Below are 12842 nucleotides of genomic sequence, written 5' to 3'. Positions count from 1 at the left end.
GTGTTTTTCTCTTAAAATTATACAAGTTTTCTATGATTTCTATTCGTAAACGGCATGAATACGGTTACATTTTACTAATTTAACTTCTAAGGCATTGCCTAACCTTTAAGTTTTCGTTAAAGCCTTGTAAATGAAGACTATTCCGATCACATGTCTTGTACAATAACAATAACGACAAAGGGGGCATGTTGAATGAAAAGTAACTGTTATTCACCAAGCACAACATTGGAACAAGGAGAATTACTTGCTTGTCCATTCCAAAATGCGCAAAAATTTGCGAAAACTCACATTGAAGTTGAGGCAAAGCACAAAAGAATTTCACCTAACAAACACCAATGTATAGGGGTAATACCTTTTGGCGTTATAGACGAAACACTAAATATCTCCGTTCAAAACCAACGAGTCGATGAGGTCAACTTCTACCATAGCGGCAAGGAAATCGCACGCTGGTTGATTAAAAAAAGTGAGTACAATAAGCTGTAGTATTCCTCAAAGTATCTCCTGTGCCAATTCGGAAAGACGCTTTTCATTGATAATGTGATAGCCATTCTTTTTCTTCTCTAAAATTTTCTCTTCACAAAATTGCGCAAGCACATATAATAAATGCCGATAGGAAACCCCTAAATATTCACAGATTTCCGTATGCTTTTCTTTATAAATTCCTTGATCTGACGAAAATTGAATAAATGCAGCGAGTCGATTTTCTAGTGGAAATGCTTGATTTTGTGTATATTTTGACGTCATTTTGAACGCCTTTTCCCCTAAAAACACACAAAGTTTACGTAAAAATAGTACATCCGTGAGTAACTTTTCTTTACAGGACTGTGTAATCGAAAAACAAATCGTCTCGGTTACTGTCTGAATCCCCTTTGTATATCTTGCCTCATTAAGCAACTCAATTTCCCCCATAAAACGTGGTGCCTCCAAGTAATCTATAAGGGAGACCTTGCCATTTTTATGTGTCATGTATAGTTTTGCTTTTCCTTCGATCATGTAGTATAGCGTATCTGGAAATGACCCTTCTTGAAAAATCCATTCACCTTTGTCAAACTTACATATTTCTAGAAATGGATCAATTTCAAAAGAAAAAAAATCATCTATTGGATATTTATCGAGATAGTATGAACGTTCCTCAGCTGTCAGTATATGCATTATTTTACTCCCTCCTCCGAAAAATTGTGAGATATCTCACATTATTGTACCGATGAACATGCTATTATTCAACATAGTTAATGGAGGTACGTAATTTTATGAACAATCAACGATGGCTTTCTCAAAATTTCTTTGCATTTTTCTTTACATGGGGCATTTTCTTACCTTACTGGACTGGTTGGCTTGTAGATGCCAAACATCTTACAGTTTCACAGGCTAGCGTCATAATGGGCTGCGGTCTTTTAGCACGAGCAACTTCAAATCTATTTTTCTTCCCGACGCTTGCAAAATATGTGCACAAAAAACGACTCGTTAGTATTCTAGCAATAGGTGCCCTAATCACAACTTTATTTTACTTACTAAGCACGAGCTTTATCTCGCTCCTTATTGTTACCCTTTTATTTAGCGTTTTTTATCCAGCACTGCTACCTGCCGTTGAAAGTAGTGCAGCAACGCTCGTACAGCATGGAAATGTACACTATGGCAAAAGCCGCTCCTATGGTTCCCTCGGCTTTGTCATTGCAGTGTTAATCATTAGTATGCTGACAGGTGCATTTGGCAATAACATTATCTTTTGGAGTATGGTGGTCGGCCTGATTGGTATGCTGTTGATGCAGCAAATGGCTACACCAAAGGAGTTACTTATTGTACCGACGAAAGAACAACGTGCAAAATCATTGTCGATGAAAACATTATGGACTATTAAAGGCTTCCCTATTGTTTTATTAATCGTTATCCTATTGCAAGGAGCACATGCTTCTTATTACAGCTACGGCTATATATATTTAGGTGATCTACATGTTGATCCATTCTACATGGGGATGATAATTAACATCGCCGTAATTTGCGAAATCTTATACTTTATGAAAGCTGATACGCTATTTAAAAAATGGCGCTCATCTTCTTTATTACTTTTAGCAGCAAGTGGATCTTCACTACGTTGGTTACTTATTTACCTATTCCCTAATGTCTGGGTATTTATCGCTTCTCAAACATTGCATGCATTATCTTTTGCTCTTGCGCATTACGCTTTTATTAGCTATTTAACAAAAACATTGCCTAAGGAGCAAATTCCGAATGCGCAAGGCCTTTACTCGGCATTAGCAATGGGATTAAGTACAGCGATTCTTACATTTTTAGGAGGCTATTTATACGAGATTTCACCTGGACTATCATTTGCAGCAATGCTTATTTGTACTGTCCCAGCAATCGGTATACTACTTACTACTAGAAATAAATATCAATATTAAAAACAAGCAGGTGGGAAAGATAAGGTCTTTTATCTTTTCCACCTGCTTTTCTATATACTCATCTTGGATAATAAGAAAATCCAGGATATTTTACAACCGGCCACTTTTCCTTTCTTAATACATTAAGAAGTTCAGGACCAATATTTAAATTGCTTTGTACTAGCTCAGATGGAGTAAGGGCCATCCATTGATTTAATGAAACATCCTGAAATCTATCACTTTTAAACATTTCAAGGAACCATAATGTTTCCGTACCGGTATTTTGAATGTAGTGACCATTTGCAAACGGTACGTATCCAACATCGCCTGCACGATAATCAAATGTTCTAGCCACACCATTTCCTACAAACACTGTCATACGTCCTTGACCTTGAAGGTAATATTGCCATTCGTCGTTATTTGGGTGCCAATGCAGCTCTCTCATAGCACCAGGCTTAATCTCTACAAGCGCTGCGGCGATATTTTTAGAAATAGGAAAGTTTGTCGAATCCACAATTCTGACATTGCCACCAGGAGTTTTAATAGGAGTTTGGGCAAGCAGGCGATGTTTGAAGGTTTGAGGGACTGTACCATACGGGGATTGTACTTTTTGTGTGTCTAGAGGTCCCGGAACCTTATCTTGATAAATATAAACCTGTTCTTTCGGGATATGATTAAAAGCGCTAATAGGAACGCCAAAATTAGAAGACAGCACATCTTTAGGAGTATGTGCAAACCAATCAGATATTGAAAGTGTACTAAGATCTGAGAAATGCCCATCGTCAAACACCAGTAAAAATTCACAACCGTCTTCAAGACCTTGTATGGAATGCGGAATTCCAGGTGGGAAATACCATAAATCCCCCGGTCCTACATCAGCAATAAAATTACGCCCATTTTGATCGACCGCTGTAATGCGAGCATGACCAAGAAGCATATACGACCATTCTGCTTGTTGATGCCAATGCAGCTCACGTACTCCACCAGGTGTCAAACTCATATTGACACCTGCTAATGTAGTAGCAATTGGCAAATCACGAGCAGTAACTTCTCGAGACCAACCGCCATTTTTTAATACCATATGCGTATCAGAAAAAGAAAACTTTAAATTTGGTACAAGTCCAGCATCTGTTTTTGGAGGGACAAGCATATCTGGGTTTTCCAGATCTCTCATAATATCTCTCGGCCCTTTATCCACCCACCCCGCCCCATCTTTCCGTATAGGCTGTGGAACATAAGAATAGCCATCTGGCATGTTTTCCAATTATTCACCTCTTCATAAAGAAATCGTTATTAAACTATGTATGGATTCTTTACTTGGATTATTCATTTTCTTTCAGCTTCGTTGCGATGATAGCAGAGGTTGTTGCTGTTAAATAAATTTCTGTGGCTCTTAATCCCTTATGATTTAACCAAAAATCCCTGATCTTATCAGGTTTCCCTCGCCATTCATCTGGGAAATGTTCTTCTGGCGTAAAATCGTCCATTACTAACATACCTCCAATAGTTGTACGCCTTCAATCGTTTTAGCAGCAGCTGCATCAGCATAAATGAATTGAAAAGGACCTTTTGCTATTGCTTTTTTCCAGTCGCCTACTAAAAATTCTGCCTGCTGATGACGAATTGTTTGAGCAATAGCATCAATTCTTTCCTTTCCATGATTCACTGAGACAAACTGTACGTTTGGTGCAAAGGTAGAAAGAATCCAAGCACTGCTAACAGTCTCCCAGCTTCATCTGAGCAAGAATACTCGAAATTATGTCTTTGGGCTAACATTTTACTTGCCTTCACCGATTCCGGAATATATGTATTGGAGCGATATTTCGTTAACATAATTACAAACCACCTCTAGGATTTTTAAATTATATATTCGCTTTTTTATCTTAAGATTCCTTTGTTAAAACATCACATACCTAAATAGAGGTGGGATGCAGTTATTCATAAATTTAATTTCTTTTTCAAAGTAATCGCTACTTATGTAAAACAGTTTAACCTGGCGACTCCCTTTAATGTTTGCTTAGTAATGGCTCTTGTCATTTTAAAAGCTCTTTTTAATCATATTTACAGTTGGAATGTTATTAAACCCTTTTACATATATTTACTTCGGGATAGCTTACATTAAGCATCGCCCCAAACGTCATTGCAGTTTGCTATCCCACCATTATTTTAACTTCTTTCAGCAATTATACCGAGGCATAATTGATTTTCCCTCATATTATTCAGTAGTATCTAAATTCCGCACAACCCTACACATTCATTTATGAAATAAACAAATGTAAGTCGATTCTCTTTTAAATCTGAGCTGTAGCGTAGACAAACACTGCGGCTTTTCATATTATAATGAAAATAAAAATGAGTAGTTGTGCCGATGAATGGGTATTGATTCCTGCTTTACTAAAGGCTGTATTTATTTTCGTCAGTGGCATATTCAACAAATTTAAATTACGGTGTAGCTCAATTGAAAGAGGTAAAAATTACATATATAAAATAAGGCAATACATTGTTAAGATTTGATGGATAAAGTATTCTATGGAATGAAATAGGAACGGTGACGTTTCTCCAGCCTTGGTTAGTTAATAACTAACCAATCAAATAATAAAGGAGGGACATTCAAATGTTAGACACAGTATACATTAGCATTCGTCATACGAATTTTTGGTTTGGAGAATATGGATTTTGTGATAAAAGCTGTAATGATGAGATAACACTTTATTCAGATGCAAATAAGACAAATAAATTGGGTTATTTTGAAATTATCACTCACATAAGCCTAGATTATTTATATAATAATGAATTAAACTACCAAGAAGATTATGATTACAAGAAGGATATTGGAGAATTTCTGAAAGATGATTCTCAGATAGTTTATGATTATATATATCCGAGGGATGATGAAGGTTTATTGTATCAAGTTAATCATTTTGCGCCTTTAAACAGAAGTAATCACAAACCCACTTATATCTATATGTGGACTAAACTTTCGGATGAGTTGGACATAAATGAAATTAAGAAGTGTGTGAAAATCTTTGTTAAAGATTTCTTTTTCGAAAATGTCTCAAATGTTCAATTTCTTGATATCCCTACATACGATGAAACTAAAAATGTATATGATGAGATGATAAGTATATTTAAAGATTAAAAAGTAAGATAGAAACAAAATTAAATAATTGTGAAGAAATTACGGAGTCTTTATTTGAAGATCAATGAGTTGCATATGCAGCTCTTTTTTTTATTAAAATAATTGGGCAGTTTAAACCAGACTCTATAATAGACTAATTATCCTCTATTCCTATACCCTTATATAAGATTAAATCGCTCTATTTTCGTTTAATATTCAAATTGTTCAATAGTATGCTGTAGTTTTTTTATTTACTTTCCAAGTCCTTCAACTATACAAAACAATAATTACAACATAGTTATAGTAGTGTTAAGCTTATTCGCTTAGCAATCCCTCAATGTGTTCACTCCTGTAATTACTTTTAGTCATTTCTTTTTTTAGGAAATGGCTCTTTTTTTCATCCTAACATATATTAGTTTTGGGATAGCACCTGTTACTTGACATCGCCCCAAATTGTTACTGCACTACCCTCTCCCGCCAATACATATTAACGACGCTGCAACTTATTAAGTATAAGTAACATCAATTTGCACAAATTAAGGTTGAGTGTATCGCACGCACTTATTAGGTTGCGACGTTAGTTGACCGTCACAGCCTCCCTCATTAGGGTCACTTTCAACTCAGTGACCCTTTATTATTTCTACAAAACGAATCATTTTTCTTTTTTCACCCTACTATCTTTGTTTGAAAATGGCGATTAACCGAAAAGGAAGTGCGAGAATGGGCACTCATGTTTTTTTCACATGAATAACTTTTTAAATGCCCTATGTACAAAAAAAGAATTAATTGAGTAATTTCATCTGGTTATTATATTATATAATTTTTAAATTGCGGATTTTTGAATCCAATAATGCAAAAGAATTTAAAATAAACTTTCTTGAAGGTACAGTTATTGGAAGGAGTACAAAACTGTAAATAACGCCCCATATCATTGAATCTTCTATATTAAGAGTATTTAAATTACCGCGCAATGTCATTTCACTAATTAGAATACCCGCTGTGCCAATAAATAAGCTGACAATTAAAGCTAAAAAGAAACTAATCCACCACATTTTTTTATTAGGGATATTCTTTTGAGTAGATAGATAATATCCTATTATGGCATGGATAGAATCATGGGAATAGAAAATGCTATATATAACCAACTTTCTCCCCAGTAGCTTATACGACCGCCTGCTAAGGTATTCCCTACGCTAGAAAAAAGGTATGGTATAAAAATTGAACAAAAAATCCCTATAGTAATTCCCTAAAAATACCTTTTGCTTTCATACAAATCTCTCCTTCTTCTCCCCAATAGGCTTATAATATTGTCCATTTAGATCAGTGAGTTTTTAGTTGTTACGAGTTTCATTATAGCAACGAAATAATGGAGAAATAAAATCTTCATTAAGAAAATACGATATAGGGTTAATATACATAATAAGGATATATTTAATTATAGTAATTTAGCATATCTTTGAAAATAACCTCTCCAAAAAGAAGTTCCAACCTTAAGCTTTTCTCCTTGTGTAATTTACCCCACTAGCACAGATAACAACCTTATTTGGGATTAACTAAAACACCTGTCATCTGACTAACATTTTGTAAACTTTAATAATTCTGTAATATATGAATTTGAATGAATACATGTTTGCCTCTACTAACCCGAATTTTTCTCAAAAAAGAGTATTTATCAGGGAAGTAGTAGCAATTGCATTTTTCACAAAAATATTATGGTAAAATATCTCTTTATTCTATAAGCACGGAGAAAGGAGGAAATATATGGAGAAAAACAAATCACAAAAGATAAAGAAGGATTTTAGCCCGAAAGACGCTATTTTTGTATTCTCTTCTTTTACATTCGTTTGTGTAGCTATCATTTTCACTTTAATAATTTATGATGTATTCACAATACAAAATTTCCTATCATTCAATCAGCCATTCACAATAGTAATGAGCATAGTTCTCGCTTCATTTGGTCTACTTTTGTTTGGGGTAATTTTAACTTTGTTTATTCCCTCGAAATACATGGACGAAACTAACAAAAGCTATCAAGACTATTCGTTATTAAGTATTATTGCATTTATGTTTATAGGGGCGTTATTTGAAGAAGTTCTGTTTAGGGGAATTATTCAAAATTTACTTCTTGTAATTCTAGAACAACAGTGGACTGCAATTATAATAACAACTTTACTGTTCCTAGGGATGCACACTCAATACTTCAAAAAACCTATAATGTTAATAAATATAACCGTTCCAAGTTTAATTTTCGGATGGATTTATTTTGAAACAAACAATATTTTAGTACCTTTTCTTGTGCATTTTTTGATGAATGCCGGAATGACACTTTTATTCAAATACAATTTGGTAAGAGTTAAACATTAAAGCTGATCGAATTCGTCGTCAGAGAAAGTTAATACAATCGAATTATTGATATATTCTTCTTATTATTTTAAGAATGAAATATCCCCATCGTGATTACACAATGGGGATTTCTTTTAGTATCGACCTAAAAACTTTATTTCTTCATTCTTGCAATTTCAAATAGGATATTTAAGCCTTTTTCCAACTCATCATCTGTTGCATACGCATATGATAATCGAATATGCTGGGTATCTTGAGGATCGTAAATATAGCCAGGATTAATAAGAACTTGTCGATGCAAAAGCTTAGTAAATAACTCTTTATCAACGATCGGTTCATTAAACTTTAGCCAAATATAAAAACCCCCTTTTGGCTTATTCCATTCAGCAATATCAATGAATTTTTCTTGTAAAATAGTCTCTACATAATCTGCCTTTTGCTGTAATTTTTGGCGTAAGATAACGATATGATTTTCATACTTCCCTGATTGCAACCAATGCAGCACAATCTCCTGTGAAATAGCACTCGAACCATAATCCGTTTGCATTTTTATATCTGCTAATCGCTCAATTACTGTAGTTGGACCAATTAACCAGCCAATACGAAGTCCGGGACTTAATGTTTTCGAAACACTGCCAATATAAAGGACTTGCCCGCTATCATCCATGGACTTAATTGGAGGCGTCGCCGCTTCAAAGAGCAATTCATGATAGACATCATCCTCAATGATGGGAATACGAGATGCTTTACACGCTTGATAAAGCTCTCTTTTTTCAAACGCCGTCCATACCCCACCAGTAGGATTGTTTAAAGTGGGAACAGCATAAAATACAGCCTGCCTTTTTCTTTTCTTTTGAGCTAAGATTTGTGCAAGCTGTTCATCACGATCGATAGCTATCATTTGCATACCAACAGACTGGAAAGGATGGACTGAATTTAAATAAGACGTCTGTTCCTGGAATACGATTGAACCCTGCTCAAGCAGTCCAACAGCAATGAGCTGCAATGCTTGAAGTGCACCTGAGACAATACATACATTTTGGGGCTTTGCATAAATCCCCCTTTTTTTCACATATTCGCAAATTGCTTCTCGAAGTTTTTCGCTACCTTGTGGTGATGAATAGCCTAAAGCCTTGGGCTGCAAAGAGAGCTCTTTCAATGACGCCTCAATTTCAGCGGTCGGTAATAAACTTGGTGCTAGCTCCCCAGTTCCCAATCGAATGACATCATCGCGCTGCTCGTATTCATTGATTAATTGAATAGTATGATAATTAGGCTTATGGAGACTCGTGTCTATGTACTTTTGCCAATTTGGTTGTGTTTGTGTAATTAATGAATCCCATGAATTTTGTGCTACATAAATACCTGATCCTACCTTCGATTCCAATATTCCAGCTGCTTTTAACTCCTCTAACGCCTGCTGAACAGTACTACGATTGACCCCAAACTGCATAGCTAGCTGTCTTTGTGTCGGTAGCTTTGTTCCTGCCACCCAATCTCCACGTTCTATATGCTCAGTAATCCACTGAATAATTTGCTGCTGTAATGTCAATTCATCTTTTCTACTTGGCTGCCATTTCATTCTTATCACCAACCTCTAACACTCAAAATTGGGTGGCTTAAAAACCATCCAATTGGTCGTTTTCTTTTAGTTATAACATATCTAAAATGTTTAGTGAAAGGAGGAATTTCATTGGAAGCATTTCTACATGGAATGATTTTAGCATTTGGACTTATTTTGCCCTTAGGCGTACAAAATGTCTTTGTCTTTTCTCAAGGTGCAACACAGCCCCATCTAGTTCGGGCCTTACCCGCCAGTATAACAGCCTCAATTTGTGATACGCTTCTGATATTACTTGCCGTATTCGGTTTATCTTTAATTGTGTTGCAATTTGAGTGGTTACGTATCGCCTTGATGAGTGTCGGAATACTTTTCTTACTTTATATGGGCTATACAATTTGGCGTTCAAATCCGGCATCTGCAGATAATAACGAAGCACTCCCTGTAAAAAAACAAATTCTATTTGCAGTTTCTGTCTCTCTCTTAAATCCACATGCCATTTTAGATACAATAGGTGTTATCGGGACGAGTGCTTTAAAATATAGTGGGACGGAGCAAATGTTGTTCACTGCAGCATGTGTTTTGATTTCTTGGTTATGGTTTTTCGGTCTTATTATCGCTGGTGTATCCTTGAAAAAACTTGATAGTTCTGGGAAACTTATGAACATTTTTAATAAATGCTCAGCAATTTTCATTTGGGCAACAGCTCTCTATCTTCTAAGTGGTTTACTGTAACCAATTCATAAAAAACGCTCGGATACTGACTTTTATTAAAAATCAAGAGTTAAAGTAATACACTTAATAGAATAGTATCCTATATACATTCATAAAAGCATTTGTTAATGACCATATTATTCAATTACAACTAATTATTAAGAATACACCAATCAAATATAAACAGTAGCCATCTCATTAATAATTAAATGAGGTGGCTTTTAATTAATCGAAAAAGTATGAACGTTTCTCAGTCCAATTGCTTCGTTTTTTTGTTTAATATTATAAACTCACCTCCCCTTATTCAACTAAACTGCTAGATTATAAAAAAAGCGTCTCTACTTATTGTAGAAACGCCCCCGATAGTTTAAGTGTAATATTTCACAAAGTAAGCTATTTGCACACATAATTAATTGATGAAATTTAGCTATGTAAGCAACCGTAATAAGCGCACCGCCATGTCCACCCGGGTCGTACGCGAAGGGTGCAGATTGATTAGCTCTGCGCCCCTACTCAATCCCATTTACATCGCGGGACCCCGGCTGTTGCTATTCAGGAAGCCTGTGTCAATTGTGACGAGCTGTTCGCTCTATGCCATCAGCGATTACTTTGTACAGTTGGTGCGGCAGGTCGTGTCCCATACCGTCAACCAACATTAGCTCGGCACCTGGTATGGCGGAAGCCGTGTCCTCGCCACACGCCGGGACGAACAAGGGATCGTCCACCCCATGAATGACAAGTACTGGTACTTTTATGGTCGCCAACCGTGGACGACGGTCACCAGAGACAGCCATAGCAGCAATTTGTCGTCCGACACTACCTGGATTGTAAGCTCGCTGGACTTCCTCCAGAATGAGCGCCCGATAAGCATCCTCTTCAAACGGATAACCGGTGCCGGCGATGCGTTTGGCAAAAGAGAGACTGTGCGCCAAAAATCCTGCCTCATCCTCAAATGGATTCGGCGCCGGTTTAGTCATCATCGTCATGATTTCTGGGGAAGTTTGCGGAAGGGCTGGATTACCAGAACTAGACATAATGGATGTGAGTGATAAAACCCGTTCAGGGTACTCACTAGCTGCAATCTGGGCGATCATTCCCCCCATCGACCTACCAACGAAATGTGCCTGGTCAATTGATAAGGCGTCAAGCAGTCCGATAGCGTCGTTGGACATGTCATCAAGAGTGTATGGGATGTCCGGTCGCTGTCCCGACATTAAAGCAGTAGCCAGTGCGTGAAAATCTAGAGTCGGATAATGGTTAAAGTGCGTCGAGCAACCTACGTCGCGATTGTCAAAGCGGATTACTCGATAGCCCCGCGCTGCTAAAATCCGACAAAACGAATCCGTCCATCGGATCATCTGGGTTCCAAGTCCGGCGATTAGGATAATAGCTTCGTCATTTTCGTTACCGAAACTGTCAAAGGCCAAATCGACGTCATTGACTTTCAGGATATTCATAATCATGTTCTCCTCCTTTTATTTTGATATCGGAAGTTCTGTCATAGGCAGAAGGCGTGAATCTTCGATTGCTGCAGTCCGATACCTGATTCAGGGAATGCATTAGCGGCTAATCTTTTGATATGGTTTTTCTAATACCAGGTGCCGAGTCATCGATGAAATGGTAAAAACGATTCAAATCACCAGTATATAGTTCCCGCAGTGCTTCTTCGTATTGATGAAAGTTCCTTGCAATAACTGTCATTACAAATGAATGAATAGTATCCGTTTCAAAAACCAACTACCTAACACAAACATTATAATACTACGTTTAATAAAAAACAAACATTTTTGAATTACGTTTGTTTTTACGAAAACATTTTTCCTATAAAGGTATAATGTTTGTTCAACTAAACTGTTTCGTTAGTTCAATAAAAAAAGAGCTGCATATGCAACTCAATGATTTTTTTCGGTATTCAATACCTTGGTTATAAATGTTTGTGTTCGATTATAGAAGTAAGAATTACATAATGGTACTCCTATTTGAAGCGTTTAACAATTTCTTCTCGTGAGTATTCATCAATCCAATCGCCGTATTTTTTATATAAAGGATATATAGTTTTTTTATTAGTTGCGATGACCTCGCATCCTCTATCATCATAAATAAAAAAGATCACATTTTTAGTCATATTTATAAAAAACACATCTGGATAGTTTGAAGCTGCCCCCCATTTTTTATCTAATCTAGGTTTCAAGGGGAAATCCTCATTACACGTTGCTTTAATAAGCAATGGGTATTTAAAATCCTGTTTCCGGCACTTTAAGGAAAATCGAGAAGTATAATAATCGTAAGCTTCTTCAGCATCGAATACATACGGCAAAGTCTCTTGTCTTAAATGGAATTTTAAATCTTTATTTTTTATATAACGATCGTAAACTTTTATTCGATTGTTCTTATTTTCATCTGACTTGTGTTGATAAACATTCGCTACAAGAAAAATTTCATCCAAATCAGAAAAAAGTTCGTTAAAAATAGTCAATGCTTGACTGTATACACAGTCAAACATTTCGTGATTCAGACTACCATCATCTTTAAGTTGATAGATTCCAGCCCCTAATTCAAAATGAATGCCTATATCCCATTGATGATAAAGACTAGGTGCCAAAGTAAGTCCTGGAAAAGCATTATGCAAATATTGACCTAAATCTATCGTCATTCACTCCATCCTTTCTATTGGTTTTTATTAATGTCATTATTACAATAACCTACGCCGTTAGAGAAACGTATC

The 12842-nt window shown here is 36.1% G+C and carries 14 protein-coding genes; 5 read left to right on the top strand and 9 right to left on the bottom strand.

Annotated features, from left to right (window positions below):
* The first annotated feature begins 192 nt into the window (after positions 1 to 192).
* Complete coding sequence (locus ACFVT8_RS06255) at positions 193 to 483, top strand: hypothetical protein (RefSeq protein ID WP_387082732.1); 291 nt, start codon at positions 193 to 195, stop codon at positions 481 to 483.
* A 6-nt stretch (positions 484 to 489) separates the two neighbouring features.
* On the opposite strand, the gene yeiL is transcribed toward ACFVT8_RS06255, so the two are convergent.
* Positions 490 to 1152 carry a transcriptional regulator YeiL gene (gene yeiL / locus ACFVT8_RS06250; RefSeq protein ID WP_387082731.1) on the bottom strand — a complete coding sequence of 221 codons (663 nt, stop codon included), beginning with the start codon at positions 1150 to 1152 and terminating at the stop codon, positions 490 to 492.
* Between the two features lie 98 nt (positions 1153 to 1250).
* Here yeiL and ACFVT8_RS06245 point away from each other — a divergent pair, with 98 nt between their 5' ends.
* Positions 1251 to 2402 carry an MFS transporter gene (locus ACFVT8_RS06245; RefSeq protein ID WP_387082730.1) on the top strand — a complete coding sequence of 384 codons (1152 nt, stop codon included), beginning with the start codon at positions 1251 to 1253 and terminating at the stop codon, positions 2400 to 2402.
* Between the two features lie 58 nt (positions 2403 to 2460).
* On the opposite strand, the gene ACFVT8_RS06240 is transcribed toward ACFVT8_RS06245, so the two are convergent.
* The 3 genes from ACFVT8_RS06240 to ACFVT8_RS06230 all read right to left on the bottom strand — a co-directional run bounded on the left by ACFVT8_RS06240 (position 2461) and on the right by ACFVT8_RS06230 (position 4047).
* Positions 2461 to 3636, bottom strand: coding sequence for an oxalate decarboxylase family bicupin (locus ACFVT8_RS06240; RefSeq protein ID WP_387083369.1), 1176 nt, complete (start codon positions 3634 to 3636; stop codon positions 2461 to 2463).
* A gap of 67 nt (positions 3637 to 3703) precedes the next feature.
* Complete coding sequence (locus ACFVT8_RS06235; protein ID WP_387082729.1) at positions 3704 to 3868, bottom strand: hypothetical protein; 165 nt, start codon at positions 3866 to 3868, stop codon at positions 3704 to 3706.
* 2 nt (positions 3869 to 3870) lie between these two features.
* Entirely contained in the window at positions 3871 to 4047 is a 177-nt protein-coding gene (locus ACFVT8_RS06230) for a hypothetical protein (RefSeq protein ID WP_387082728.1), read from the bottom strand.
* A gap of 948 nt (positions 4048 to 4995) precedes the next feature.
* On the opposite strand from ACFVT8_RS06230, the gene ACFVT8_RS06225 reads away from it, so the two are divergent.
* Entirely contained in the window at positions 4996 to 5520 is a 525-nt protein-coding gene (locus tag ACFVT8_RS06225; protein ID WP_387082727.1) for a hypothetical protein, read from the top strand.
* Between the two features lie 791 nt (positions 5521 to 6311).
* Here the strand turns inward: ACFVT8_RS06225 and ACFVT8_RS06220 are convergent.
* A complete protein-coding gene (locus ACFVT8_RS06220) occupies positions 6312 to 6644 on the bottom strand; it encodes a hypothetical protein (protein ID WP_387082726.1) in 333 nt (110 codons plus the stop codon).
* A 616-nt stretch (positions 6645 to 7260) separates the two neighbouring features.
* On the opposite strand from ACFVT8_RS06220, the gene ACFVT8_RS06215 reads away from it, so the two are divergent.
* Complete coding sequence (locus ACFVT8_RS06215; protein ID WP_387082725.1) at positions 7261 to 7863, top strand: CPBP family intramembrane glutamic endopeptidase; 603 nt, start codon at positions 7261 to 7263, stop codon at positions 7861 to 7863.
* A gap of 133 nt (positions 7864 to 7996) precedes the next feature.
* On the opposite strand, the gene ACFVT8_RS06210 is transcribed toward ACFVT8_RS06215, so the two are convergent.
* The gene (locus ACFVT8_RS06210; protein WP_387082724.1) at positions 7997 to 9424 is read right to left on the bottom strand and encodes an aminotransferase-like domain-containing protein; all 1428 of its coding nucleotides are present in this window, start codon (positions 9422 to 9424) and stop codon (positions 7997 to 7999) included.
* Between the two features lie 111 nt (positions 9425 to 9535).
* On the opposite strand from ACFVT8_RS06210, the gene ACFVT8_RS06205 reads away from it, so the two are divergent.
* The gene (locus tag ACFVT8_RS06205; protein WP_387082723.1) at positions 9536 to 10138 is read left to right on the top strand and encodes a LysE/ArgO family amino acid transporter; all 603 of its coding nucleotides are present in this window, start codon (positions 9536 to 9538) and stop codon (positions 10136 to 10138) included.
* 545 nt (positions 10139 to 10683) lie between these two features.
* On the opposite strand, the gene ACFVT8_RS06200 is transcribed toward ACFVT8_RS06205, so the two are convergent.
* The 3 genes from ACFVT8_RS06200 to ACFVT8_RS06190 all read right to left on the bottom strand — a co-directional run bounded on the left by ACFVT8_RS06200 (position 10684) and on the right by ACFVT8_RS06190 (position 12764).
* Positions 10684 to 11574, bottom strand: coding sequence for an alpha/beta fold hydrolase (locus ACFVT8_RS06200; RefSeq protein WP_387083368.1), 891 nt, complete (start codon positions 11572 to 11574; stop codon positions 10684 to 10686).
* A 109-nt stretch (positions 11575 to 11683) separates the two neighbouring features.
* Complete coding sequence (locus tag ACFVT8_RS06195; protein WP_387083367.1) at positions 11684 to 11818, bottom strand: hypothetical protein; 135 nt, start codon at positions 11816 to 11818, stop codon at positions 11684 to 11686.
* A gap of 274 nt (positions 11819 to 12092) precedes the next feature.
* The gene (locus ACFVT8_RS06190) at positions 12093 to 12764 is read right to left on the bottom strand and encodes a DUF3885 domain-containing protein (protein ID WP_387083366.1); all 672 of its coding nucleotides are present in this window, start codon (positions 12762 to 12764) and stop codon (positions 12093 to 12095) included.
* Positions 12765 to 12842: the final 78 nt, after the last annotated feature.

This window comes from Lysinibacillus sp. NPDC058147 (assembly GCF_042884205.1).
GTDB lineage: Bacteria > Bacillota > Bacilli > Bacillales_A > Planococcaceae > Lysinibacillus.
The sequence above is the reverse complement of the archived record's forward strand: the minus strand, read 5'-3'. Positions and strand labels throughout refer to the sequence as shown.